We start from the raw sequence: 24,892 nt of genomic DNA, 5'->3' as shown, positions 1-24,892 counted from the left end.
ATCCGGGGCTTTTTGTTTGTCCGAACTGGACTGTCGGTCAAATCTTGCCGGCGCGCTGCTGGATCATCATGAACGTGTCGAAGGTGTACTCCGACAGCTGCGCCCAGAGATACGCATCGCGCTTGAACGCGGTCTGATCCTCGTAGATCTTCTTGAAGTACGGGTTCGAGGCCGAAATCTCGGCGTAGATCCCGAGGGCAGCCTGGAAGCAGGCTTCCATGATTTCCTGGCTGAAGGGACGAAGCGTGGCGCCCTCCGCCACCAACTGCTTGAGTGCCGTGGGGTTCTTCACATCGTACTTTGCCATCATGTTTGTGTTGGCAAAGGCGCAGGCATCGGTCAGTGCCGCCTGATAGTGCTTAGGCAGGCTGTTCCACTTTTCGAGGTTGAAGAAGGCGTGGACCGTCGGGCCGCCTTCCCACCAGCCGGGGTAATAGTAATACTTCGCGACCTTGTGCAGGCCGAGCTTCAGGTCGTCATAGGGACCGACGAATTCTGAAGCGTCGATCGTGCCCTTTTCAAGGGCCGGATAAATATCGCCGCCGGCGATCTGCTGCGGAATGACGCCAACCTTGCTGATGACCTGGCCGGCAAGACCGGCAATACGCATCTTGACGCCCTTCAAGTCGTCAAGCGTATTGATCTCCTTCCGGAACCAGCCGCCCATCTGGGCGCCCGTGTTGCCGGCCGGCAGGCCATAGATGCCCTGCGTGGCGTAAAACTCATTCATCAGCGTGTTGCCGTTGCCTTCGTAGAACCAGGCATTGGTCAGGCGTCCGTTCAGACCGAATGGAATGGCAGTGCCGATCGCGTAAGTCGGATCCTTGCCAACAAAGTAATAGGAGCACGTGTGCGCGGCCTCGACCGTGCCGGCGCTGACGGCATCGGCGGCCTGCAGGCCCGGAATGATTTCGCCGGCCGCAAAAGGCTGAATGGTGAAGTTGCCGTCGGTTGCCGCGGCAAGGTGCTTGGCAATGTCATCCGCAGCGCCATAGATCGTATCGAGGCTCTTCGGGAACGACGACGTCATGCGCCACGAAATTTTAGGGTTCTCTTGTGCAATGGCGGGTGCTGCCAGTGCACCCGCAGCAGCAACGGCGCCGGCGCCGGCGGTTCCTGCCTTCTTCATGAATGAACGACGATCCATCAAAAACCTCCCGTATAGATGGCACTGCGAGGCGAACCCTCGTCTCTACCCGCAGCAATGGCGGGAAGCTAAGCACGGTGGCGACCGTGTTTCAAGCACTGTGCCATTAGTCTTTGGCATCACAACGGCAATATGGCGGCGAAGGGCATTTCCATGAGAATCAGCAGGTTAGCGGTAATTTGCCGGAGCCGGCGGCCACGACTGCCGTAATTCCGCCCGCGATTGCGCCGAGACGTTGACTTCCGGGCCGTTCTCGGCTCTCTCAATAGCCAATTCCATCTTCCGACCGGGGTTAAAATGACGAAGCCGATCGTCGCCGTTCCTGCCGATATCCGCACCTTCGACGGTGCCACATGGCACGCCGTCCAGCATCAGTATGTCCGCGCTGCGCTGAACGCCGCCGGTGTCATGGCCTTCATCATTCCGGCCTTCGAGGAAGGATACGGAACCGACGCGATTCTGGACCGCGTCGATGGCGTTCTCGTCTCAGGTTCGGCCAGCAACGTCCACCCGTCTTACTATGGGGCAACGGCGACCGATGCCGACGGGCCCTTCGATATCGCCCGTGACGCCACCGCTCTGCCGTTGATCCGCCGTGCCATCGACCGCGCCATTCCCTTGCTCGCAATCTGCCGCGGCATTCAGGAACTCAACGTCGCAATGGGCGGCACGCTTGCCAGCGAAATCCAGGACCAGCCGGGCATATGGGATCATCGCACCCCGGCCGAGGTAGACCGTGACGGCAAGTACGCGATCCGCCAAAGCGTCTTCGTCAAGGAAGGCTCCTGCATCGCAGGTATCGTCGGCCCCGGCGAGATCAGGGTGAACTCACTGCATCGCCAGGCGATCGCCAAGACCGCGCCGCGCCTGCAGGTCGAGGCCGTCGCCGAGGACGGCACGATCGAGGCCGTGTCCGTGATCGATGCCCCGGCCTTTGCGGTCGGCGTCCAGTGGCACCCGGAGTACTGGGCCGAGACCGACAAGCCGTCCAACCAGATCTTCTCTGCTTTCGGCGATGCGGTCAGGGATTACGCGGCAGGCAAGCTCGCCAAGGCGGCGGAAAAAACCCCCGCCTGATTGGCCTGCCAGTTGCGCGGCCCTTTATGGCTGCACGGTGAAAACCTACGATGACAGCGGCTTGCCCGCCTGTTCGCGAACCATGGATTCCGCATACCAGGTCGGCCAGTCTTCATCGCGCCTGCCGATGCGCTTCTCATGTTCTCCATGAGCGGCTTCCGCACGGCGCAAGGCGGCGGCGAGATCGCTGGCAGACGAATACATCGTTTCATCAGCATCTATGCGCCCAGGCAGTCGGGTCGTGATTTCCTGAAACAGCCAGCCGTTTCCATCCGGATCGCTGAATGAAGCAAACGAGCCGTAGCTCTTGCGCTGGGGATGCACACCTCTCACGCGTGCATTTTCGCCGGCATGATGGAAGACGCCACCGGGATCGTGGAAGACATCACTCAGCGCGACGCCGCGTTCGGCGAGCTCGGCACGAGCGGCTTCGACATCGGAAACGATCAGATGGAGGCCCTGCGCCGTGCCGGGCACGGCCGCCGTCACGTTCTTGCCGAAGATAATGGAGCAGGGCGAGCCCGGAGGCGTGAATTGAATGACCCTGAAGTCGTCGCCCGTGACGAAATCGGCATCCAGCCGCCAACCGAGATTGCTGTAAAACTGCTTGGCACGGTCGACGTCCGAGACCGGGATGACGATGACCTCGAGCTTCATGTCGGCCGTCCGCATTGCCGGGGTCCTGGCCGCAGTCTCGCTGTGCACAGAGGTATTGCCCATGTTCAGCTCCCTGGTTTGGATACTTCGAGATTGGCAATAAAACTTGGCGAGTGGATCACAGCGACCGCAGGCAGTCGAATCAATTTGTCCCATCCGAGCACGGCGGATAGGAGCTCCTGCGTTTACCTTCGCATCGCCCACCGCAGGCCGACGGCGACCGCCAGGCCCAGCAGCGGCCATATCGCCCAGAACACCCCGTGCCATGTCAGCAAGTTGATGATCACGATACCAATGCCGATGGCGGCCAAGCCGGCAAGACGCTGGTCGAAGCGGCTCTGATTCCGGTTCCAGGCCATCGCAGCGACGAAGGCAAGGCCGAGGAGCGGCCAGACGGCCCAGAACTCGCCCTGCCATGTCAAAAGATTGATCACAACCAACGCGATCGCGACAACCGCGAACACCCCGCCAATCTTCCGCACCTTCGGAGCAAGGGGGCGCCCCCGCGCAGGCGCCGCAGCCGCCGCAGCCGCCGGCAACGGACGAGCCGGTGGTGCGGGCGTCGTGGACACGTCGTCTCCGATCCGCACAGCATAGCTCGGCACGGCCTCGCTAACGTTCTTCACCGTCAGTGGCCCGAGAAAATCGAAGCCGACGGCGACCTTGTTGCGGACCTGGTCGTAGACCGTGTTGGAGATCACGATGCCGCCCGCTGCTGCGGAAGCCTGAAGCCTGGCGGCGATATTGACGCCGTCGCCGTAGAGGTCGTCACCCTCGGCGATGACATCGCCGAGATTGATGCCGATCCGATAGAGCATGCGTCCTTCCGCCGGCCGGGCGGCGTTTATTCCGACGAGTTCGTTCTGGACATCGATGGCAGCGCGCACCGCTTCGACGACGCTCGGAAATTCCGCGATTAGGCCGTCGCCCCAGGTATTGATCACCCGACCGCCATGCGCGCCGATCAGCCGCGACATCGCATCGCGCGACCACTTCAGCATGGCAAGGGTACCCTCCTCGTCGGCGCCCATCAGCCGCGTATAGTCCTGGACATCGGCCGAGAAGATGGTCGTCAGCTTGCGTCGCATTTCATTCATCGGATTGCGATCCACCCTGGGTTTGGCAAGACAGTTTGCAGCAGCAGCCATCTGACAGGGAGATTTCCCCATTCGAAAGTTCTGCAATAGCTGACCACACTTTTCAACGCATACGCGAACAATGCCCTGGGCGCTTCCAGCAGAAAGATGCGCGTTGCGTGCGATCGAGTAAAACAAATCCGAATGCGCACCGCTGTCAGCAAGACCATGGAACCGCCAAGTCGCAGGAACGTTTCTTGCTCACATCGGGCGCTACCAGCATCCCGCTGGCACTCCTGAACAGGAGGTAACCATGAAAACGCTGATCGTCTCTGCCGGCCTGTTGGCTGCAACCGCCTTTGCGGCGTTTGCGGCGGAACCGGCCAAAATGGTCGATACGAAGATGGGCAAGATTCTGGCAAACGCCAAAGGCATGACGCTCTACACGTTCGACAAGGACGCCATGGGCAAATCGAACTGCGACGAGGCTTGCCTGAAGAAGTGGCCAGCCTTCCACGCCGCCGCCAAGGCCAAGGCCGAAGGCGAATGGACACTCGTCAAGGCGGCCGACGGCAAGGAAATGTGGGCATACGAAGGTAAGCCACTTTACACGTTCGCCGGAGACAAGAAGCCCGGCGATATGACAGGCGATGGCGTCGGCGGCGTCTGGCACGTCGCCAAGTAGCCAGGCACAGTAGACTGGGGTGAGGCCGACGGTCTGTCCGCGTGCGCGCCTCATCCCGTCCCGAGATTGAGACAATCAGCCCTTCGCTGGTGTTTCCGGAACTGGCGTCAGCGGCCGGCCCTTCCCGAACCACTCAACGAGATTGTCAACCACCAGATCCGCCATCGCATTGCGCGTCGGCACCGAGCCTGAGGCGAGGTGCGGCAGGAGCACGGCGTTCGGAAGATCGAGCAGCGAAGCCGGCACGTTCGGTTCGTTGTAGAAGACGTCGAGGCCGGCCGCGCCGATCGTTCCCGACTTCAGTGCCGCAGCAAGCGCTTCTTCGTCAACAGTCCACCCGCGCCCGACATTGATGAACACGCCGTCGGGGCCGAGCGCCGAAAGAATGTCGGCATTGATCGTCTTGTGCGTCTGATGCGTCTTCGGGACGATGGAGATCAGCGTGTCGACGGCTTCCGCAAGGTCCTTCAGCGAGGGGTAGTAGCCATAGGGCGCGGTGGCATGGCGCGTGCGAGTATGATAGCTGATCTTCACCTTGAACGGTTCCAGGCGCTTGGCGATCTCCTGGCCGATGCGGCCAAGGCCATAGATCCCGACATGCCGCCCCTTCAGGGAGAAGCGCGACAGCGGATAGTTCTGCCCGGGCTTCCAGTTGCCGGCCCGCAGCCAGTTCTCGGCACGAGGAAGCTCTCGCACCGCGTTGAGGAGCAGTCCGATCGCCGTATCGGCGACCTCGTCGTTCAGCACATCGGGCGTGTTCGTGACGATGATACCCTTGGTTGCCGCATGCTTGGCATCGACGCCGTCATAGCCGACACCGAAGCTGGAGATCAGTTCGACCTTCGGAAGACTGTCGATTGCTGCCGAATCAAATGTGCCGGAAACGGCGACACCGCGAATCTTTCCAGCGGCCTCCGCGTCAAGCGTCGAGGGATTGGCTTCGACAACGTCGAAGCTCTCCTTCAGGCGTGTCAGGACGCGTTCGTGTATCTTCCCGGGAACGAGAACGGCGATGCGGGACATGGCACTTCCTCTTGGCTTGCTACGGGCGCGGTCGGTAGGGGCTGGTCGACTGGCGGATGCGCATCTCGGGCTTGATCAGATGGATGCCGTCGGGCTCGTGGCTGCCCGCCAGGCGATCGAGAAGCGCGCGGGCAGCAAGGCGTCCGACTTCCGCCTGGCCATTCCAGACGGTGGTCAGCGCCGGCATCGATATTGACGCTTCCTCGAGGTCGTCATAGCCGGTGACGGAAATGTCCTTGCCGGGAACGAGACCGGCGCGGGAAATGCCGTTCATCAGGCCGATCGCGACGAGATCGTTCCAGCAGACCGCCGCCGTCGGCTTTTGCGGCAGCGACAGGAAATGCACCGCCGCTTCGAAACCACCCTGCATCGAGCGCGGACCGGGAATGCGTAGACCCGGATCAACGTCGATGCCGGCCTTGCGCAGCGCATTGACGTAGCCCTGATAGCGATCGCGTCCCGTCGACGTCTGGTCGGTACCGCCGATCATGGCGATCGAGCGATGGCCAAGGCCGATCAAATGGTTGGTGGCGAGCGAAATGCCGTAGCTGTCGTCGCCGCGATAGGTCGGAAGGTCCAATCCGTCCAGCGAGCGGGCCACCAGGATCGCCGGCATGCCGTTGTCTTCCGCAAGCTGCATATCCTCCGGCGGCGTACCGATCGCCGGGGACATTATGACACCGTCCCCACCGAGCTGCAGCAGCGTTTCGATGAAGGTGCGCTGCTTTTCGACGGAGTCGTAATGGTTCGACAGAATGAAGGTGTGCCGACTGCGATCGAGCTCGCTTTCGATCGCCTTCAGGATTTCGCCATAGAACGGGTTCATGATGTCGTGGACGACGACACCGATGATGCCAGAGCGGGACGTACGCAGGCTGGCGGCGCGGCGGTTATAGATATAGCCGAGTGCGCGGGCCTGTTCCTTGATTTTGTCCCGGGTGGCGCCAGCCACGAGCGGGCTGTCACGTAAGGCAAGAGATACGGTTGCTGTGGAAATGCCGAGCGTTTCGGCGATCGTCGAAAGCTTTATCTTTTGAGCCACGTGTCCTCCCCAGGCAACGCGCGGTTGTCCTTGCGCCCAACCATTTCAAGTGTCGAGCACTATTAAAATGTTTAATTAAAAGATTAAACGCAACGAAGCAATTCGTAATTTCACAAATCTGTCAGATTTCCTCAGGCTCATCGAGAGGGATGGCGGCGGACTGCAGGTTGCCGTCGATTGCCTTCAACAGACGGACAAGATTGCGAATTTCCTTCTCGGAGAACTCCTGGGTGGCCATGCTGTCGCACGCCGAGGACGCCATTTCGATTGCCTTGACGCTACCGCGACCGAGTTCAGTCAGATAGACCTTGGTCAGGCGGGCATCGTCGGCATCCGGCTTGCGTTCGAGGAAGCCTTGGGCTTCCATGCGCCCGATCGTGCGCGTCATGGTTGGCGCCTTGACGCCGAGCTTCTGTGCCAACCCGCCTGCCGTCATCCCGTCGGTTTCCGCGAGCAGCAAAATCACGCCGTCCTGGCCGGCATAGAGACCGCTTTCAAGCAGGTTGCGAGACAGCACGGTGCGCATCGAGCGGGCCGCCTGTGTCAAAGCCGGCGAAAGATCTACAACCGTATATTCGGTCTGGTCCTTCTTCTTGGATTTCTGCTTCTTACCGTCCTTGTGCTTCTTCCCCATCGCGATTCCTTTGACTTTGCCGTGTTGCGCATCCCTCGCCTTGCAAGGGAGCCGGAACATTCATAATCATCTCCCCTAAATCGATTTTGGTTTAAGGGCTTATGCGATAAGCATTGAGAACGCTGCGCTATCACATTGCGCATCATCTCGTCATAAACAAGAGGGCTTAGCCGGATGAATGTGCCTTCTCGCGACTTCGAACACAACGATCCGAATCTCTCCCCCTCGGACCGCAGTCGGTGGATCGCAATCCTGCCGCTTGGCGCCCACGAGCAGCACGGACCTCACCTGCCCTTCGACACCGACGCATTGATTGCAGCCGGCATCGTTGCCCGGCTCAAGGCTGCAATTCCCGCCGCCTCGCCGGTCACGTTTCTGCCGACAGAAACAGTCGGCTATTCGATCGAGCACATGGACGTGAAGGGTACGCAAACGCTGACATATGGAGAGGCCATCCAACGCTGGCTCGGCATTGCCCGGAGGCTCTCGGACATGGGCATTCGCAAGTTGGTGATGTTGAATGCCCATGGCGGCAACTCACCGCTGATGACGATCGTTGCGACGGAGGCCCGCGTCCGGTTCAACATGCTCGCCGTCGCCACGAGTTGGACGCGCTTCGGCGTTCCCGCCGATGTCATCTCGCCCGAGGCAAAGGCGATCGACATCCACGGCGGCGACATCGAGACGTCGGTGATGCTGGCGCTTCACCCGGATAAGGTCGACATGACCAAGGCTGCAGACTTCCCGTCCCGACAGTCGGATTTCGCTGCCCGCTTCAAGCATCTGCGTGCCTATGGCCCGCACGCCTTCGGATGGAAAATGTCTGACCTTAGCCCATCGGGCGTGGCGGGCAACGCGTCGCTGGCGACGGCGGAGAAGGGCGAGGCGCTGATTGCGCAGTCCGTGAGGGGGCTGGCCGAACTGCTGCAGGACGTCGATGCATTCGACGCGGCGGAGCTCGATTGAAACCATCGCCGGTGCGATGTGATCTTATAACATACAAAACCCTTTGAACTGCCGCCCGCAACTCCTTATATGAGACCGACGAATTTTCAGCCCCGCCCCCGGGCGTGCCATCTCTCGAGGTTCTTATGACCGACGCGATCCCCACCCAGCAGAAGCCTATCCCCGTTACCGTTCTCACCGGCTACCTCGGCGCCGGCAAGACGACCTTGCTCAACCGCATCCTGTCGGAGAACCACGGCAAGAAGTATGCAGTCATCGTCAACGAGTTCGGCGAGATCGGCATCGACAATGACCTCATTGTCGAATCCGACGAAGAGATCTACGAGATGAACAATGGCTGCGTCTGTTGCACCGTGCGCGGCGACCTGATCCGCGTTGTCGAAGGCCTGATGCGCCGCCCAGGCCGTTTCGACGGCATCATCGTTGAAACGACGGGCCTTGCAGATCCTGTGCCGGTCGCCCAGACCTTCTTCATGGATGACGACGTGCGCGCCAAGACGGAACTCGACGCCGTTGTCGCTCTCGTCGACGCCAAGCATCTGCCGCTGCGCCTGAAGGACAGCCGCGAGGCCGAAGACCAGATCGCCTTTGCCGACGTCGTCCTGATTAACAAGACCGACCTCGTCACCCCGGAAGAGCTGGCGCAGATCGAGGATATCGTTCACGCCATCAATCCCTCGGCCCGCGTCTACAAGACCAGCCGCTCGGGCGTCGATCTGGCCCGCGTTCTCGATCAGGGGGCTTTCAACCTGGAACGCGCGCTGGAGAACGATCCGCACTTTCTTGATCATGACCATGACGATCACGTCTGCGGTCCGGATTGCGACCACGACCACCATCATCATCATGCGCATGATCACGACCACGATCATGACCATCACCACCATGACCATGATCATGATCATGACCACCATCATCATGGCGCCATGTCGCCGATCCATGACGTGACGGTGCAGTCGGTCTCGCTGCGTGGCGGCGAAATGAACCCGGAACGCTTCTTCCCCTGGATCCAGAAGATCACGCAGACTCAGGGGCCGAATATCCTGCGCCTCAAGGGCATCATCGCCTTTAAGGACGATCCCGAACGCTACGTCGTTCAGGGTGTCCACATGATCATCGAAGGTGACCACCAGCGCCCCTGGAAGGACGGCGAGAAGCATGAGACCCGTCTTGTCTTCATCGGCCGCGAACTTGATCACGAAAAGCTCGAAGCTTCCTTCAAGGCGTGCGAGGCGGCGGCCTGATGCCCACAGTTGCCCCGTTTGATCTCGACGGCCATATCCTGGCCGTCGAATTTTTAGGTGACACCCCCTTCTTCGCCAATGCCGCTGGCACCATCCACCGCCTCGACGGCGGCGAGAAGGTGACCGAGGCCCATCAGGGCATGCTGAGCTGCATCCACGACCCGTATAGCGGAAGCCTGATTTCCGGCGGTGAGGACGGCAAGGTGCTGCGCATCGGAGCCGATGCCGGGGTGACCGAGCTTGCAAACGCGCCGCGCAAATGGATTTCCCAGCTTGCCGCCGGCCCGCAGGGCGCCGTCGCCTACTCCTACGGCAAGAGCGCTCTCGTGCGCCTCGCCGACGGCACGACCAAGGAATTTACCGAAGAGCGGACCGTCGAAGGCCTCGCCTTCGCGCCCAAGGGCATGCGCATTGCCGCCGCGCGCTACAACGGCGTGTCGCTGCATTGGGTCGGCACCGCTGCCAAGCCGGTCGACCTCGAATGGAAGGGCGCCCATACCGGCGTCACCTTCTCGCCTGACGGCAACTTCCTCGTCACGACGATGCAGGAGAATGCACTGCACGGATGGAAGCTCGACAGCAAGGCCGGCGCTGAAGCCCGGCACATGCGCATGACCGGCTACCCCGCCAAGGTGAAGTCTCTCTCGTGGTCCGCGAAGGGCAAGTGGCTTGCCTCGTCAGGTGCGCCGGCTGCGATCGTCTGGCCATTCCAGGGCAAAGACGGCCCGATGGGCAAAGCGCCGCTCGAGCTCGGCACCCGCGCCAACATCATGGCGACCTCAGTGAAGTTCCACCCTGTCGAAGACATCCTGGCGATCGGCTTCATCGACGGCATGATCCTCGCCGTCCGCATTGCCGACAGCAAGGAAGCGCTGCTGCGCCGACCCGGCAAAGGCGCGATCACGTCGATGAGCTGGAGCAAGAACGGCAAGCTGCTGGCCTTCGCTTCCGAAGCCGGCGATTGCGGTGTCGTCGATATCGCAGCCTAAGCTTTTGCGCGGCTGTGTTATCAGGACAGCCGCGCCGCCTCGATAATCTCCGCAAGAACACCATGCAGCGCATCGCGGTAGCCGGTGCGCGCCGATGGGCCGCTCTCGTCCGATGTCATGACAACAGTCATGCCGAGCGAGGGGACGATGTAGAGCATCTGGCCGCCATATCCCCAGGCAAAATGGACCTCCTCGCCGCCAATCTGTCGCGAGAACCAGCCGTAGCCATAATCGTCGCCGGAGAAGCGCGAATTGGTGCGGTGCTGCCACGATTGCGCGATCCAGTCCGCAGGCACGACCTGCGTACCATCCGCAGCCTTGCCGCCGTTGCGATAGAGTTCGCCGAAAGCCAGCAGCGAGCGGGCCGTCATCGCCATCTGGTTCCCGCCGAGATAGATGCCCTGCGGATCGCGCTCCCAGGCGCCGATCCTAAAGCCGCTAACGGGTGCCAGCCATTCGCGGGCGAGCGCCAGCGTCGACCTCCCGCTGACCTTCGTCAGGATCGCCGAGAGAAGGTGCGTGGAGGCGGTCGAATAGAGCATTTGACCGCCAGGCGCGTCGTCGAAAGGTTGGGCAAGGGCAAAACGCACCCAGTTGCGCGAGGCAACCCAGCGCCCGTAATTGGGACCAGACAGGCGACCAAGCCCCGCCTGCATCGAAAGTAGGTTGCCGATGGTGATCTCGTTAAGCCGCGGATCGGGATCGGCAGGCAGATCAGCTTTCAGGATCGGAGCGATCCGTTGGTCGGGGCTTTCCAGCAGTTTCTTTTCGATGGCGATGCCGACGAGGCATGAAATGATCGATTTGGAAGCGGACTTGATGTTGACTGACTCAGTCGCGGCGTGGTCGCCGTAGCCCTGTTCCGCCACCGTCCGCCCATCCCTGGCGACGATCACGGTTCTCAGCGGCTTCAACTCCACGCGTGAGGACAAGCTCTCGAGCAAAACTGCCGTCCGGCCGTTCTCCGGCTGTGCAACGGCAGCGAGCGGCGACAGTAGGAAAGCGACGAGCAAAGCGAGGCGCGTGATCATTTCGCTGAGCTAGCGTAGGCAGAACGCATAATCATCGTCCGCCCGATGCGGCTCACGCGGACGTGAAAATTTATGATCGGCGGGGACGCGTCTGATGAACACGACCACAGGCGTAGGCCGCCATCCCGCAGGCAGCCCAAGGCGCCGCGCGAAGCCATGCTTCGTGACGGTTTTCTCGATAGGAGTGGGCAGGCGATTTGGGGTAGCGGAATGGGATGTCAGGCTGCATCGCCTGCCCGATTGCGGCGAGCTTTCCGGCTTCTCAAGTTCGACAGGAGCGCCTCCCGATCCCGATTCCCCGATGGATCTTCAACCCTGACGGTATCCGACCCAGCCTCGGCAACCATCATCGAGCGCCGAAATATGAACGGAAGGCGGACCGGTTCATGAACCCGGCTCCCTGCCAGATGACGAGGAGATTATAGGGCGACCACGCGCCAGCGAGGAAAACCAATGCCCAAACTTTCATCTATATGCTTGAAATAATTGCAAATTCGTGAGAACAAATCAGGAATTTCGCCCACTTTGGGGCGAAACTCAGGTGTTGCTAAAATATCATTAATTTTTGCTCTCACAGTTTTTTGTTCATCTGGCGTTCAGAAAACTCTTTGGAAAGCCACTTTTTGAGCCCACATTGAACTCCTGAGAATAGGAGTGCATGAATGATTCTAAGGGCCACTGCCGCAGCGACTATATTCGCGGTTTATGCTTTCACGATGTTCTTCATCGCCGCTATACCTGAAAATGTCGTTCAGACTGCCGGAACTCAATTGGTCGACACAAGCGTCGTCAAATAATTGAAGCCTGAGGGGGCACGCAGTCATAAAAGTTTTGGCTAAGCGTTCGTCCGGTTTTCCGGCGCCTCCTAAACTTGATTTCCGAAAAACGAGAAAACAAAAGGCCCCTCCCCATCAGGGGAGAGGCCTTGCCGATCACGCCGCCCTGCGGACCGGGGCGCTTGCCAGCATCCGCCCCGAGGGGACGATCATGCCGGCCGCACCGTCAAGCCATCCCTCGATGAGCTCCAGCGCCAGGAAGCGCGAGCGTTCGAAGGGACCCGGCATGACGAGATGTTGAGCCTTCCCGGAAAAAAAACCGAAACGCTCGTAGTAAGGGGCATCGCCGACGAGCAGGATCGCGCCATGCCCACGGTTCTTCGCTTCCAGCATGGCGGCGCGCATCAGCGCCGAACCGACGCCCTTGCCCTCGAAGCTCGCATCAACCGCCAGCGGCCCGAGCAGCAGCGCGTTGATCGGCGTGCCTTCGGCGTTGACGCCGGCCTCGACGTTCCACAGGCGCACGGTGCCGATGACATGGCCGTCGCGATCGCGTGCAACCAGCGCCAGGCCTTCAGCCGGCACACGGCCACGGCGGATCTTTTCCGACGACTTCTTGCGGCGGTTCGCGCCCATGGCACGATCCAGCAGGTTTTCGCGAGCCACGACGTCGCCAGCGTTCTCGGCGTCGATGGTAAAGACAGAAGGCGCAAAAAATGCGCGGACAGAATCAAGAACAGCGGCCATCGTGGCCTCCCGTACCCAAAACCGATATGAGCGGCGATTGATATGAATTGTGAGAATGCCGCCCCGGCTGGCTACGGGGCTGGCAATATTAGATGACGTAGGCCTTCAACGGCTCGAAGCCGTTGAACGCGACCGCCGAGTAGGTGGTTGTGTAGGCCCCGGTGCCTTCGATCAGGATCTCGTCGCCAATCGAAAGGGAGATCGGCAGCGGATAAAGATTCTTCTCGTAGAGCACGTCTGCGGAATCGCAGGTCGGGCCGGCAATCACGCAAGGCTCCATTTCGTCGCCGTCGCGCTCGGTCCGGATCGGGTAACGAATGGCTTCGTCCATCGTCTCGGCGAGACCGCCGAACTTGCCGATGTCGAGGAACACCCAGCGGGCTGCGTCGTTGTCCGACTTCTTCGAGATCAGCACGACCTCAGTCTTGATGACACCGGCGTTGCCGACCATGCCACGGCCCGGCTCGATGATCGTCTTCGGCAGGTTGTTGCCGAAGTGGTCACGTAGGCTCTGGTAGATCGCACGACCGTAAGCTTCCGCCGACGGAACATCACGCAGATACTTGGTCGGGAAGCCGCCGCCCATGTTGACCATCTGCAGGTGGATGCCCTGCTTGGCCAGCTGAACGAAGACGCGCTTGGCGTCGGCGAGAGCCGAATCCCAGGCATCGACCTTGGTCATCTGCGAACCGACGTGGAACGACACACCGTAGGACTCGAGGCCGAGCTGATGCGCGTAGACGAGAACGTCCACAGCCATCTGCGGGACGCAGCCGAACTTGCGCGACAGCGGCCATTCAGCACCTTCACCATCCGTCAGGACGCGGCAGAACACGCGGGCGCCGGGAGCGGCACGCGAGATCTTCTCGACTTCCTCGTGGCTGTCGACCGCAAAGAGGCTGACGCCGAGCGCATGCGCGCGGGCAACGTCGCGTTCCTTCTTGATCGTGTTGCCGAAGGAAATACGGGCAGCGGTTGCACCGGCATTGAGCGCCATTTCGATTTCAGCGACTGACGCGCAATCGAAGCTCGAGCCCATGTCGGCGAGCAGCTTCAGGACTTCCGGAGCCGGGTTTGCCTTGACGGCGTAGTAGATCGCGCTGTCCGGCATGGCGTGACGGAAAGCAGAGAAATTATCGCGCACGACGTCGAGGTCAACCACGAGGCAGGGACCGTCGGGACGTCGGGTTGCGAGAAAGTCGCGGATGCGCTGGGTGGTCATATCGATTCCCTCTTCCAATTCCAGAGCTCCGGAAAACCGGAGGACAAAGGGCAATCAATCGCTCGCATAGGAACCAGCCGGTGGAGACCCCGGAACCTTAGCAAGCGCTTGATAGCGCAAATGATGGATCAACGCCGCGAAAGCGACATGGATCCGGCTTTGTCTGCCATGGATTGGAGGGAGTTCCCTACCGCACTTCCGGCAATGAAGGTGTGCCTCTTCAGTAACCCCCGCTGATGGAAAGCAGGGAGAGAACAAAAAGGCCCGCACCGTCGTTGCTTCAGGCGTCCTCGCATTTTCCGGTTGGCCAGAATAGCGACTGGAGGGGTTAATTCCAGGTACCTTACCGATTTCCTCACCAATTCGAGGGTTCGGCGGACACCCATGGGCACGTGCGACTTTGGGCTGACCACGAGATAGGAATATTCGCCGTCATAATCAAGCGGTTTTTTCGCATCTCCCGGCAGAAAATATTTGAACAATACACCGCAATTTGTTCAACGTGGTAAAACGGCCCGCAACCGACTGATTTGAATGGTGGTTCTGCGCTTTTTCAGGAGATCGTCATGGACACCCTCACCCGCATCCGCGCCTTCATCGATGTCGTTGAAGCAGAAGGCTTTTCGGCTGCGGCGAGGCGCACCGGCCGCTCCAAGGCGCTTTTGTCGAAATATGTGCGTGAATTGGAGGACGAACTCGGCGCCCTGCTGCTGAACCGGACGACCCGCCAATTCTCCATGACCGAGGCCGGTCATACCTACTACCGCACGGCATCCGACATCCTGAAGGAGATCGACAACCTCGCCGATCTCGTGCGCGAGAATAACGCCCAACTGAAGGGCCGACTGAAGGTCTCGGTGCCACGCACCTTCGTCGATGCCGAGGTCGGCCAGTCGCTGATCGACTTCGCCAAGGAAAACCCGGATCTCGCGCTGGAGATCGCCGCGGACGACCGATTCGTCGATCTCATCGAAGAAGGCTTCGATGTCGCCATTCGCGTGACCAAGCTCGAGGACTCCGGCATGATCGCCCGCAAGATCTCGGATTTCCGCGTCCATCTTTGCGCGACACCCGACTTCGTGGAGCGCCATCCGGATCTTGCCCACCCATCGGATCTGTCGAACGTCCCCTTCATCGTCGACACCAACTCGCGCAGCCAGGGCAGCATTCGCTTCTACAATCCGGACAGCACATCTTTTGCCGTTGCGGTGACAGGCCCCATGGAGGTCAACAGCCCACATGCGACGCTGCGCGCCGCACTGTCAGGCATCGGCGTCGCGCTGATTCCCGATTTCATCGCCCGCAAGCCGATCGAGAGCGGCGAGCTGGTGACGCTGTTCAACGATTACATTCCGACCGATCGCGGTATCTATGCCGTCTACCCCCATCGCCGCTACTTGCCGGCCAAGGTCCGCATCTTCGTCGACTACCTTCACAATTGGTTCAAGAAGCATTCCTGACCGCTTCCCGTCTGGGGCCGGTCCCAATTCCGTCCCATTTACTGGCGAGGAATCAGGTGAGTTTGGGATCCCGCAGTAAGAGCACGCATGAAGAAATCGACATTCCTGATGGCGTCGCTCCTGTCGCTTTTGCCAGCTGCAGCCTTTGCACACCCGCATGTGTTTGTCGAAGCGCGGCTGGAGGTCGTCGCCGATGACGACGGCAACGTTGCTGAACTGCGCAACGTCTGGCGCTTCGACGAGGTCTTCTCGTCGTCCGTCGTGATGGATTTCGACAAGAACACCGATCTGAAGCTGGACCCGAACGAGCTGGCCGAGGTCGGCAAGACCGTGCGGGATTCGCTGGTCGACTACGACTACTACATGAACCTTACGATGAACGGTAAGAATATAAAGGTCGAGAAGCCCGACCTGATCCATGTGGACTACAAACAGGGTCAGTTGCTGATGTTCTTCGCCGTCAAGCCGGCAGAAAAGATGCCGCTCAAGGGAGGCCTTACCTTCGGTGTCTACGACCCGACGCTCTACACCTCGATCGACTTCCCGACCGACAACGAGCTGGTTCTGGTCGGCGACGGGTTCAAAAGTTGCAAGCACCAGGTCGTCCGTCCCGATGCCGACCAGGTGATCGCCGAGAACAAGCAGTCCTTGACCGACGCTTTCTTCAACGACCCGACGGGGACGAACATGTCGAAGCTCTTCGCGACGCGACTGGATCTCACATGCTGAGACACCGGCTTCGGCCGATTGCGCTCGGCGCCGCATTCGTGCTGGTCGCGGGCATGGCCGTTGCGCATGCGCAGTCGCCGCTCGGCATCGGCACATCGGAACCGAGCTTCCAGCCGACGGGCGGCCCGCTTGCTCCCCTCCTCCTCTATGTCAATGCACAGCAGCAGGCCTTCTATCGTGCCCTGACGGGTGCGCTGCGAGCCATGCGTGCGGATTCCTGGCATCTCTGGGCGCTGATCGGCCTCTCCTTCGCCTATGGCGTCTTTCACGCCGCCGGCCCCGGGCACGGTAAGGCTGTTATCTCCTCCTACATGATCGCCAATGAGATCGAGCTGAAACGCGGCGTATCCATCTCCTTCGTCTCCGCCTTCCTCCAGGGATTTGTCGCAATCGCACTTGTCGGCGGCGCATGGCTGGTGCTGCGCGGCACCGGCATAACCCTGACGGCCGCGACGCAGGCGATGGAGATCGCCAGCTTCATCCTGGTCATCCTCTTCGGTTGCTGGCTGTTGTTCCGCAAGCTGCGGGGGATCATTGCAGGCATGCCACGCCGTGAGGTCATGGCAACGTCGTCTGGCCCCGTCAGCATGATGCTGGACTGGCAGGACAATGCAGCGCAGAAGCAAGGTTCGAGCTTCGCCTTCGGTGAAGCACAGGCGCTCAGAGCCGGGCACAAGTTCATTGCCGGCATGGCCTGCGAGACCTGCGGCCAATCGCACATGCCCGATCCGTCCCTGCTCAAGGCCGAGAAGTTCAATGTCCGCGAAGCCTGGTCGGCCATCATCGCCGTTGGCTTACGCCCCTGCTCCGGCGCGCTGCTGGTCATGACATTCTCGCTGCTGAACGGCCTCTATCTCGGCGGCGTGCTATCGGTGATCGCGATGTCGCTTGGCACCGCGATAACGGTCGCGATGCTGGCAACGCTCGCGGTCACTGCCAAGGGCACTGCGATGCGCCTCGCCGGGCGCGGCTCAGCCGCGTCGGTGTGGATTGGGAATACGATCGAAATCCTAGGCGCCCTGCTGGTGATTGCCATGGGCGCACTGCTGCTCGGCGCCTCGCTACAGGGCTAGAGCCTACGGCGCTATTTACCGCGCTGGCGCTGATATCGCGCCCTCAGCCAGAAGACGACGAAAAAAGCCAGAACCAGGCACGCGCCGACACCAGCCGCCAGATACGGCGAGTAGCTGCCAAGTGCGAGAATGATGGCCGGCATGAAATAGAGCACGAGGCCGGCGGCCATAAGGATGATGGCCGCCGCAATTGCCTGCGAACGGCCTTCCGATCTCGGATCCGTCACTCTGCCGATTCCTTGGTCAGCTCGGCGCGGATTTCCTCCAGCCGCCGCTTCTGCTTGCCGTCTGCATCAAAATTGCTGGGAGACAGCCAGGCCTCGAACGCTGCGTTGAGGACAGGCCATTCGGAATCGAGCATCGAAAACCAGGCCGTATCGCGATTGCGGCCCTTGGAAATCATGTGCTGGCGGAACACGCCTTCGTAGGTGAAACCGTAGCGGGCCGCCGTCGTCTTGCTCGCCTCGTTCAGATTGTCGCATTTCCACTCGTAGCGCCGGTAACCGAGATCCTCGAAGACATGCTTGGCCATCAGATAGTGAACTTCGGTGGAGAGCGGCGAGCGCTTCATGTCGGCACCGTGCGCGACGCCGCCGACCTCGACCACGCCATTGGCCGGATCGGCCCGCATGTAGTTCGCCATGCCGACGATCTTGCCGGAGCTGTTGTCTCGGAAGACATGCGTCAGCCAACCCGATTTGGCGACCGACTGAAGCCAGGCGGCGAAGTCCTCGGTACCTGTAAAATCGGGCTGCGAGAAGTAGCGCAGCAAGGGATTGATGGCCATGCCGCCAAGTCCGTCCCACAACGCCTGCAGATGCTGCTCGCGGACATAGGGTTCGACGGTGACAAAACGCCCCCTGAGGGTCACCGGCTGGGGTGCCGGACAGCCCTTGAAATTCGATAGATCGCGCATACGCTCCTCCGGGTAAGGAGACATGGCTTAGGCCAGCCGCCTGGGAAAGGCAACTGGCCGAATGATGCTTTTAGAGGCTGACCTTGGCGGAGGACACCGTCGCCTCGATGTGGTCGACCAAAGCATCGGGAAGGCCAAGGCGACCAGCCAGCAGGTCGAGATAGCCGCGCTCGGCGCGCGAATCCGGCTCAATGGTCAGGCGTGACGCGGTGTAGAGCTCCACCCGCTGCTCCTCAGTCTCGGCGGCGGCAACCAGTGCGTCGAGATCCGTCGGCTGCGACAACTCCCGTTCGATGAAGAAGGCGGCTTCGGCGGCGACATCCGCGGCCCTGATCTTCTCGAGGATGAGGGCGCGTTCGTCATCGTTGACATGGCCATCGGCCTTGGCCGCGGCGATCATGGCGCGGATGAGAACGAGGACGAATTCGTTGCTTTGGGTGGGGGAACCGGTGCCGAAGCCGGAGTCGGCGGGGGGCGGCAGCACGGCCGTCCTTGGTGGGGGCGCATCGGAAGGAGTGGCCGGCGCCTGCCCTGCCTGATAATTCTTATAGGCCTGATAGCCGAGACCGGCGATCGCAGCGAGACCGCCGATAGTAAGCGCATTGCCGGCAATGCTGCGTCCAGCCTTGGTCCCGAGCAGAACGGTTGCCAGCGCACCGGCTTTCCACGGATTGTCCTTGGCCATCTGGATCGCGTCGCCCGCCCGGTCCTTGACGGTACCGCCGACACCCGGCACCTGCGAACCCAGAAACTGCTCAAGAAGCTTCTTCGCGTCGATCATTCCTCATCATCTCCCTGTCTAGAGGCCAAATGGGAGATAGGTGCTGACGCCCAAAATACAAATGCAGGCGGAAATTCCGCCTGCATGAAATGCCGTTTATCCTGGAATCAAGCCTTCAGTGCAGCGGCTTCCGACGCGAGCTTGGTGATGCCGGCCCAATCGCCCGCAGCAACCAATTCCTTCGGAGCCACCCAGGAGCCGCCGACGCAGATAACGTTCGGCAGCGACAGGTAATCCATCGCATTCTTCAGCGAGATGCCGCCGGTCGGGCAGAAGACTGTACCTGCGAGCGGCGAGGACAGCGCCTTGAGATAGGCAGCGCCGCCAGCCTGTTCTGCCGGGAAGAACTTCAGCACCTTGTAGCCTTCCTCGCGCAGCGCCATGACCTCGCTTGCGGTTGCAGCACCCGGCAGCAGCGGAACGGAGGAATTGCGGGCCGCATCCAGCAGCTCCTGCGTCGCGCCCGGGCTGACGACGAATTTCGAGCCGGCAGCGACCGCGGCATCCCAATGGGCGGCGTTGAGAATGGTGCCGGCACCCACCTCAGCGCCTTCGACCTCGTCGGCAACGGCGCGAACGGCATCGAGGGCGGCTGGCGTGCGCATGGTGATTTCGATCGCCTTCAGGCCGCCTGCGACAAGAGCACGCGCCAGCGAAACCGCGGACTTGACGTCATCGACGATCAGAACCGGTACAACAGGCTGAAGTTTCAGGATGGAAAGGAGCTTTTCTGTCTTTTCGCCCATGGCCGCGTGATCCTTTTGAAACGATTGAATTCGGGTCTCGAAATACCTCCAAGGGTGCGCTTTGTCGAGACAAAACCTATCCTCGTAACAGAATGGGTACCCATAGCGGGAAAATTAGGCTAGCGTAATAAAATCGTCACAAAAGGTCATCGGAAATGGCGAAAGAAATCGAGCGGAAGTTTCTAGTACGCAGCGATGCATGGCGTTCCGAAGCCGAGACGAAATCGAAGCTACGGCAGGGCTACATTGCCTCCATGGACGACCGATCGGTCCGCATTCGTGTGCTGGATGACAAGAAAGCACGGCTGACGGTCAAGATAGGCCGCAGCACGATGACGCGCGACGAATTCGAGTACGATATCCCTGTTGGCGACGCTGAAGAGCTCTTGAAGGAGGCAGTCGGCATTGTCATCGAGAAGACGCGCCACCGCGTCCCCCATGATGGTTTTGTCTGGGAGGTCGATGTCTTCGCCGGCGAGCACCACGGACTGGTAATCGCAGAAGTCGAAATGGATTCGGAAGACGACAATCCAACGCTGCCCGCCTGGATCGGCCGTGAAGTTACAGGTGATTTCCGCTACTCAAATCAGGCCCTTGCCACCGAATTCGAGCACGATAGGCATGCCTTTTCGCATACGGCCTGACCACCATCTCACAGACGAATTTCGTAGAGCGGCCGCTGGCCACCTGCGAGAGGCGATAGACATTATTGAAGAGAGGCCGAATGGCACGCACGAGGCCATCCATGACTTCCGCAAGAACCTGAAACGCGTTCGCTCGCTCTATCGCCTCGTCGCCAGGGACATCCCGGCCTTTCGCGAGCGGGAGAACGCCAGGCTCCGCGACGTCGCCAAATCCGTCTCCACAATCCGTGATGCCGCGGCGCTGATCGACACTGCCGTCTACCTGAAGGAGAACGCGCGCGATGCCGAGGAGGGTGAGACACTCGAGCGCATCGTCTCTGCACTCGAGATGCGCCGCGATCGTATGCTTGGGGCCGCCGAGAGCGGCCTGGAGCAGCGGCTATCGGAAATACCCGGCATGCTTGGGGAGGCCATCGCCGCGCTCGACACAATCGAGTTCAACGGCCGTCAGAGCAGGAATGCGCGACTGATCGCCAAAGGCTGGCGAAAAACCGTCCGCGGAGCGCAGAAAGCAATTGCCTCCTGTCATGACGAAGCCTCGGCGGAAACCTTCCATACATTGCGCAAACGGACGCAGGACTACCGCGCCTATCACACTCTTCTCCGCTCCCTGTGGCCGACGGCAATGAAGGCGAAGTACGAAGCGGCCAGCCAACTCGTTGATCTGCTCGGTCACGTCCACGATCTCGATGTGCTCTGCGAACTCGTCGAGGCAGAGCCGCACTTTTTTCCGAGTGCCGACGATCTCGCCCGTCTGCTCGACGCCATCATCTTCCGCCAGCAGGAAGATCGGAATGCAGCGCTGGACCGTGCCGAGGATGTGTTCCCGAAAGATTATGACAAGGAATCGGACCGGATCGCGCTGCTCTGGAGGGCCGTTGCTAACCGCGACGATCCCGCCGATTGCGTTCGCGGGCCGAAACCTGTATTTCCAGCCGCATGACAGACACGCTGACCCAACCGACGGCAGCGGCGAGCCCTTTTCTCGTCGCGGCGCTTTACCATTTTGTTTCCGTGCCGCGCTTCGAAAGCCTGCGCGAGCCGCTGCAGGCACTTTGCGAAGACAATGGCGTGAAGGGTACGCTGCTTCTGGCGCACGAGGGGATCAACGGCACGATCGCCGGACCGGACGCGGGCATCAAGACAGTGCTCGCCTACCTGTGCGCGCAGCCGGAATTTGCCGCGCTCGAGCACAAGGAAAGCCACGCATCGAAGATGCCATTCCTGCGCATGAAGGTGAAGCTCAAGAAAGAGATCGTCACCATGGGCGTCGAGAACATCGATCCGAACAAGGTGGTCGGCACCTATGTCGCGCCGGAGGACTGGAATGCGCTGATCTCCGATCCCGATACGATCGTCATCGACACGCGCAACGACTATGAGACGGCAATCGGCATCTTCCGCGGTGCTGTTGACCCGAATACGAAGACCTTCCGCGAGTTTCCGGACTGGGTGCGCAACAATACCGGCCTGCACAACAAGCCGAAGATCGCCATGTATTGCACCGGCGGCATCCGCTGCGAGAAGGCAACCGCCTTCATGAAGGAGCAGGGCTTCGAGGAGGTCTATCACCTCAAGGGCGGCATCCTGAAGTATCTCGAGGAAGTCCCGCAGGAAGAAAGCCTCTGGGATGGCGCCTGCTTCGTCTTCGACGAGCGCGTCTCGGTCGAGCATGGCCTAAAGGAAGGCGAACACAAGCTTTGCCACGCCTGCCGCAATCCGATAACAGCTGAGGAGATCACCTCACCTCACTACGAGGAAGGCGTTTCCTGCAGCAACTGCTACAGCACGCGCAGCGAAGACGACCGCCTGCGCTACCGCCAGCGGCAGCATCAGATCGCGCTCGCCAAGAAGCGTGGCCAAAAGCACATCGGAACCTGATTAGGCGGCGTTGGTGCGGCGGGTGGTGACCTTTGCCGCGCGCGACCGCATCAGCCGTTCGGTGATCTGATCGGCCGGCATCGGCCGGCCAAAGAAGTAGCCCTGTAACGTATCACAGCCGAAGAGCCGCACCGCAATGCCCTGCTCTTCGGTCTCGATACCCTCGGCCGTGACCGGAATGTCGAGCGAGCGGGCAAGTGCCACCGTCGCCTGCAGCATTTCGCGTTGGCTGTCGCTTTCCAGGATGTCCATGACCAGCGAGCGGTCGATCTTGATGCGGTCGAAGCCGAACTGGCGCAGGTAGCCGATGGAAGAAAAGCCCGAGCCGAAGTCGTCGAGCGCAACCTTGACGCCGAGTGTCTTCAGTCGCTCGATCGCCTGCCGGGTACGCTGAGGGTTCTGGATCATGTAACCTTCGGTGACTTCAAGGGTCACCCGCTTGGCCTCGATCTCCGTCTGCTTCAGCACGTATCGGACATAGTCGACAAAGGCCGGATTACGGAACTGCCCCGGAGAAACATTGACCGAGATGCGCAGTTCCGGCCATTGCTTGGCTGTCTCGCAGGCCTTGCGCAAAACAAAGAGCCCCAGCGCTTCGATAAGCCCGCTGGTTTCCGCAATGGGGATAAACACTTCAGGCGAGACCGGCCCGTGACCCGGGCGGTTCCATCGCACCAACGCCTCGACGCCCGTCATTTCATGGGTCGCAGCATCGATCAGCGGCTGATAGGCAATCTGCAAATCACCGCCTTCGATCGCCATCCGCAAATCGAGTTCCAGCGCATTGCGCTCGGCCCGGTCGGCGTCCATGGCTGGATCGTAAAGCGTCATGCGTGCACGGCCGGCTTCCTTGGCCTTGTACATGGCAAGGTCAGCCCGGCGCACCAGTTCCTCGCGGTCGATCGCACCACCCTCCGACATGGCGATGCCGATGCTTGCACCGATGACGACGACGCGCCGGCCAATCTCCAGCGGTTCTGCGAGGAAGTCCAGGATCTGCTCGGAAAGCTGCAGGGCAACGGCGTGCTCACTTTCGGAGACAAAGGCTATGGCGAACTCGTCGCCGCCGATGCGGGCGAGCACGGCGCCCACAGGAATGAGCACGTTGAGGCCAGCTGCGACCGCGCGGATCAGCTGATCGCCGGTGCCATGACCATAAGCGTCGTTGACTTCCTTGAAGCCGTCGAGATCGAGATAGAGGATGAGGACATTGCGATGCGTTTGCGCTGCCTCGGCAACGAAGGCGTCGATCGCGGTTCCAAGCCCATCTCGGTTCAACAGGCCGCTCAACCGGTCACGATTGGCTTCTTCTCGGGCAATGATTTCCTCGGCCTTGAGGCGGCGTAGCGCCAGCCAACCGATGATGAGCAGAACGATGAAGAACAAGCCGACAAGTCCGAGTGCCTTGACGACCATCGGACGAACTTCGCCATAGCCGATATCGCCGGGCCCCCGCGACAGCCAAATGAGCTTGCCGAGCATGGCCGCTTTGGCGTCGGCGATCGCCACCGAATACGGGGCTTCGAAATCAGGGGCGACCAGCTTCAAACCGTCGACCACATAGGTCGCGCCAAGTTCGGCCACCCTCTCGGAACCTAGGTGGCGGGCAAAGATGAGATAGCGATGTTTTCCTGCCGGCATATCGAGCGCGCCGGATTTCTCGCGCACCAGAGCGACGCCGACCGCCGCAATACCGGATTTGGTATCGACGAAACCTGTCGCCTCCGGGTTGTCCTGCAGGCCCGCCGCTTTCACCTTGTCGAAGAGTGACCAGAGCGCGGGCGAGAAGAAATCGTCCAGCGCGCCTTCCATCGGCTTGCCTTCCTGATAGGCCATGATCGACTTCTTCTCGTCATCGATCACGATTGCCATATCGAAGAGGGAGCTGTTGACCGACATTTCGCCGTAATTGCTGATCGTCCAGGCCATGCCATCGGGGGCATAGACGTTCACCGCGGCATCGTCCCAGGCTGCATAATCGTTGAGCGTCGCGCCCAACTGCATCTCGAAGGTCTTCAGGGCGCCGGAGACAGTTTCACGGGAGCGCTCGTCATCCAGCACGTTGGATCGATCCGCAACGCGCTCGAGCGCGCTCAACACGAGCGTCGTGACAATTGCGACAACAATGGCAAAGGAGAAAAGCACGCCGGCGACCGTCGCATGACGACCGATGCCCGATACTTTCCTGTTGCCCCCGAAAATTGCCCGCATTCATTGCTCCCCGATCACGGAAGTCTGCCAGCCAGGGCTCAAAAAACGGTTAAGGGATCGATGTAACGATTAATCATCGGCGATTTTTTCGCCATAACCGCTAGCCCCCAAAGCATCAGGAAAATACATTGATTA

25 protein-coding genes are annotated in these 24,892 nt (G+C 60.6%); 11 read left to right on the top strand and 14 right to left on the bottom strand.

Annotation, left to right across the window (positions count from 1 at the left end; genetic code table 11):
- Nucleotides 1-37 precede the first annotated feature (37 nt).
- Complete coding sequence (locus AS026_RS30985) at nt 38-1,147, bottom strand: TRAP transporter substrate-binding protein (RefSeq protein ID WP_018856573.1); 1,110 nt, start codon at nt 1,145-1,147, stop codon at nt 38-40.
- A 297-nt stretch (nt 1,148-1,444) separates the two neighbouring features.
- On the opposite strand from AS026_RS30985, the gene AS026_RS30980 reads away from it, so the two are divergent.
- On the top strand, nt 1,445-2,224 hold the full coding sequence (locus AS026_RS30980) for a gamma-glutamyl-gamma-aminobutyrate hydrolase family protein (RefSeq protein ID WP_018856572.1): 780 nt from the start codon (nt 1,445-1,447) through the stop codon (nt 2,222-2,224).
- A gap of 45 nt (nt 2,225-2,269) precedes the next feature.
- Here the strand turns inward: AS026_RS30980 and AS026_RS30975 are convergent, their stop codons facing one another.
- Both AS026_RS30975 and AS026_RS30970 read right to left on the bottom strand, forming a co-directional pair.
- The gene (locus tag AS026_RS30975; protein ID WP_082728635.1) at nt 2,270-2,944 is read right to left on the bottom strand and encodes a VOC family protein; all 675 of its coding nucleotides are present in this window, start codon (nt 2,942-2,944) and stop codon (nt 2,270-2,272) included.
- Nucleotides 2,945-3,066: 122 nt separating this feature from the next.
- Complete coding sequence (locus tag AS026_RS30970; protein ID WP_062374501.1) at nt 3,067-3,978, bottom strand: adenylate/guanylate cyclase domain-containing protein; 912 nt, start codon at nt 3,976-3,978, stop codon at nt 3,067-3,069.
- A gap of 292 nt (nt 3,979-4,270) precedes the next feature.
- Here AS026_RS30970 and AS026_RS30965 point away from each other — a divergent pair, with 292 nt between their 5' ends.
- On the top strand, nt 4,271-4,642 hold the full coding sequence (locus tag AS026_RS30965; protein WP_018856569.1) for a COG4315 family predicted lipoprotein: 372 nt from the start codon (nt 4,271-4,273) through the stop codon (nt 4,640-4,642).
- Between the two features lie 75 nt (nt 4,643-4,717).
- On the opposite strand, the gene AS026_RS30960 is transcribed toward AS026_RS30965, so the two are convergent.
- The 3 genes from AS026_RS30960 to AS026_RS30950 all read right to left on the bottom strand — a co-directional run bounded on the left by AS026_RS30960 (nt 4,718) and on the right by AS026_RS30950 (nt 7,341).
- Nucleotides 4,718-5,665, bottom strand: a complete 948-nt coding sequence (locus AS026_RS30960) for a 2-hydroxyacid dehydrogenase (protein WP_062374387.1) — start codon at nt 5,663-5,665, stop codon at nt 4,718-4,720.
- Between the two features lie 19 nt (nt 5,666-5,684).
- Nucleotides 5,685-6,707 carry a LacI family DNA-binding transcriptional regulator gene (locus AS026_RS30955; protein ID WP_018856567.1) on the bottom strand — a complete coding sequence of 341 codons (1,023 nt, stop codon included), beginning with the start codon at nt 6,705-6,707 and terminating at the stop codon, nt 5,685-5,687.
- Between the two features lie 121 nt (nt 6,708-6,828).
- Nucleotides 6,829-7,341, bottom strand: a complete 513-nt coding sequence (locus tag AS026_RS30950) for a MarR family winged helix-turn-helix transcriptional regulator (RefSeq protein WP_026371716.1) — start codon at nt 7,339-7,341, stop codon at nt 6,829-6,831.
- Nucleotides 7,342-7,515: 174 nt separating this feature from the next.
- Between AS026_RS30950 and AS026_RS30945 the strand changes: the two genes are divergently transcribed.
- From AS026_RS30945 to AS026_RS30935, 3 genes are all read left to right on the top strand, one after another.
- Entirely contained in the window at nt 7,516-8,307 is a 792-nt protein-coding gene (locus tag AS026_RS30945) for a creatininase family protein (protein ID WP_025658912.1), read from the top strand.
- Between the two features lie 125 nt (nt 8,308-8,432).
- Nucleotides 8,433-9,551, top strand: a complete 1,119-nt coding sequence (locus AS026_RS30940; RefSeq protein ID WP_062374385.1) for a CobW family GTP-binding protein — start codon at nt 8,433-8,435, stop codon at nt 9,549-9,551.
- Complete coding sequence (locus tag AS026_RS30935; protein ID WP_025658910.1) at nt 9,551-10,540, top strand: WD40 repeat domain-containing protein; 990 nt, start codon at nt 9,551-9,553, stop codon at nt 10,538-10,540. The genes AS026_RS30940 and AS026_RS30935 overlap by 1 nt, the downstream gene beginning before the upstream one ends.
- Before the next feature lie 20 nt (nt 10,541-10,560).
- Here the strand turns inward: AS026_RS30935 and AS026_RS30930 are convergent, their stop codons facing one another.
- The 3 genes from AS026_RS30930 to odc2 all read right to left on the bottom strand — a co-directional run bounded on the left by AS026_RS30930 (nt 10,561) and on the right by odc2 (nt 14,316).
- The gene (locus AS026_RS30930; RefSeq protein WP_025658909.1) at nt 10,561-11,571 is read right to left on the bottom strand and encodes a serine hydrolase domain-containing protein; all 1,011 of its coding nucleotides are present in this window, start codon (nt 11,569-11,571) and stop codon (nt 10,561-10,563) included.
- Nucleotides 11,572-12,503: 932 nt separating this feature from the next.
- Nucleotides 12,504-13,094 (bottom strand): GNAT family N-acetyltransferase, encoded by a 591-nt coding sequence (locus AS026_RS30925; RefSeq protein ID WP_018856560.1) that lies wholly within the window; start codon nt 13,092-13,094, stop codon nt 12,504-12,506.
- A gap of 88 nt (nt 13,095-13,182) precedes the next feature.
- Nucleotides 13,183-14,316 (bottom strand): ornithine/lysine decarboxylase, encoded by a 1,134-nt coding sequence (gene odc2, locus AS026_RS30920; protein WP_025658907.1) that lies wholly within the window; start codon nt 14,314-14,316, stop codon nt 13,183-13,185.
- 566 nt (nt 14,317-14,882) lie between these two features.
- On the opposite strand from odc2, the gene AS026_RS30915 reads away from it, so the two are divergent.
- From AS026_RS30915 to AS026_RS30905, 3 genes are all read left to right on the top strand, one after another.
- Entirely contained in the window at nt 14,883-15,776 is an 894-nt protein-coding gene (locus AS026_RS30915) for a LysR family transcriptional regulator (RefSeq protein WP_018856557.1), read from the top strand.
- Between the two features lie 87 nt (nt 15,777-15,863).
- Nucleotides 15,864-16,505 (top strand): DUF1007 family protein, encoded by a 642-nt coding sequence (locus tag AS026_RS30910; RefSeq protein ID WP_025658906.1) that lies wholly within the window; start codon nt 15,864-15,866, stop codon nt 16,503-16,505.
- Nucleotides 16,499-17,578 carry a nickel/cobalt transporter gene (locus tag AS026_RS30905; RefSeq protein ID WP_025658905.1) on the top strand — a complete coding sequence of 360 codons (1,080 nt, stop codon included), beginning with the start codon at nt 16,499-16,501 and terminating at the stop codon, nt 17,576-17,578. The genes AS026_RS30910 and AS026_RS30905 overlap by 7 nt, the downstream gene beginning before the upstream one ends.
- An 11-nt stretch (nt 17,579-17,589) precedes the next feature.
- Here AS026_RS30905 and AS026_RS30900 read toward each other — a convergent pair whose 3' ends face one another.
- The 4 genes from AS026_RS30900 to AS026_RS30885 form a co-directional block, all read right to left on the bottom strand.
- Complete coding sequence (locus AS026_RS30900) at nt 17,590-17,805, bottom strand: hypothetical protein (RefSeq protein ID WP_018856554.1); 216 nt, start codon at nt 17,803-17,805, stop codon at nt 17,590-17,592.
- Nucleotides 17,802-18,494 carry a GNAT family N-acetyltransferase gene (locus AS026_RS30895; protein WP_025658903.1) on the bottom strand — a complete coding sequence of 231 codons (693 nt, stop codon included), beginning with the start codon at nt 18,492-18,494 and terminating at the stop codon, nt 17,802-17,804. The genes AS026_RS30900 and AS026_RS30895 overlap by 4 nt, the downstream gene beginning before the upstream one ends.
- 70 nt (nt 18,495-18,564) lie before the next feature.
- Entirely contained in the window at nt 18,565-19,275 is a 711-nt protein-coding gene (locus AS026_RS30890; protein WP_062374383.1) for a tellurite resistance TerB family protein, read from the bottom strand.
- Between the two features lie 107 nt (nt 19,276-19,382).
- Nucleotides 19,383-20,021 carry a 2-dehydro-3-deoxy-phosphogluconate aldolase gene (locus AS026_RS30885; protein WP_018856551.1) on the bottom strand — a complete coding sequence of 213 codons (639 nt, stop codon included), beginning with the start codon at nt 20,019-20,021 and terminating at the stop codon, nt 19,383-19,385.
- A gap of 155 nt (nt 20,022-20,176) precedes the next feature.
- On the opposite strand from AS026_RS30885, the gene AS026_RS30880 reads away from it, so the two are divergent.
- The 3 genes from AS026_RS30880 to trhO are packed head-to-tail and all read left to right on the top strand — an operon-like array spanning nt 20,177 to nt 22,546.
- Nucleotides 20,177-20,665 carry a CYTH domain-containing protein gene (locus AS026_RS30880; protein ID WP_018856550.1) on the top strand — a complete coding sequence of 163 codons (489 nt, stop codon included), beginning with the start codon at nt 20,177-20,179 and terminating at the stop codon, nt 20,663-20,665.
- Nucleotides 20,643-21,608 carry a CHAD domain-containing protein gene (locus tag AS026_RS30875; protein WP_062374381.1) on the top strand — a complete coding sequence of 322 codons (966 nt, stop codon included), beginning with the start codon at nt 20,643-20,645 and terminating at the stop codon, nt 21,606-21,608. The genes AS026_RS30880 and AS026_RS30875 overlap by 23 nt, the downstream gene beginning before the upstream one ends.
- The gene (trhO, locus tag AS026_RS30870) at nt 21,605-22,546 is read left to right on the top strand and encodes an oxygen-dependent tRNA uridine(34) hydroxylase TrhO (protein WP_062374379.1); all 942 of its coding nucleotides are present in this window, start codon (nt 21,605-21,607) and stop codon (nt 22,544-22,546) included. Before AS026_RS30875 ends, trhO begins: the two co-directional genes overlap by 4 nt.
- Here the strand turns inward: trhO and AS026_RS30865 are convergent, their stop codons facing one another.
- Complete coding sequence (locus tag AS026_RS30865) at nt 22,547-24,757, bottom strand: bifunctional diguanylate cyclase/phosphodiesterase (protein WP_062374376.1); 2,211 nt, start codon at nt 24,755-24,757, stop codon at nt 22,547-22,549. It abuts the gene before it with no gap.
- Nucleotides 24,758-24,892 lie beyond the last annotated feature (135 nt).

The sequence above is a fragment of the Rhizobium altiplani genome (assembly GCF_001542405.1).
GTDB lineage: Bacteria > Pseudomonadota > Alphaproteobacteria > Rhizobiales > Rhizobiaceae > Rhizobium > Rhizobium altiplani.
Note: the sequence above shows the minus strand (reverse complement) of the source record. Positions and strands in the feature narration are given on the sequence as shown.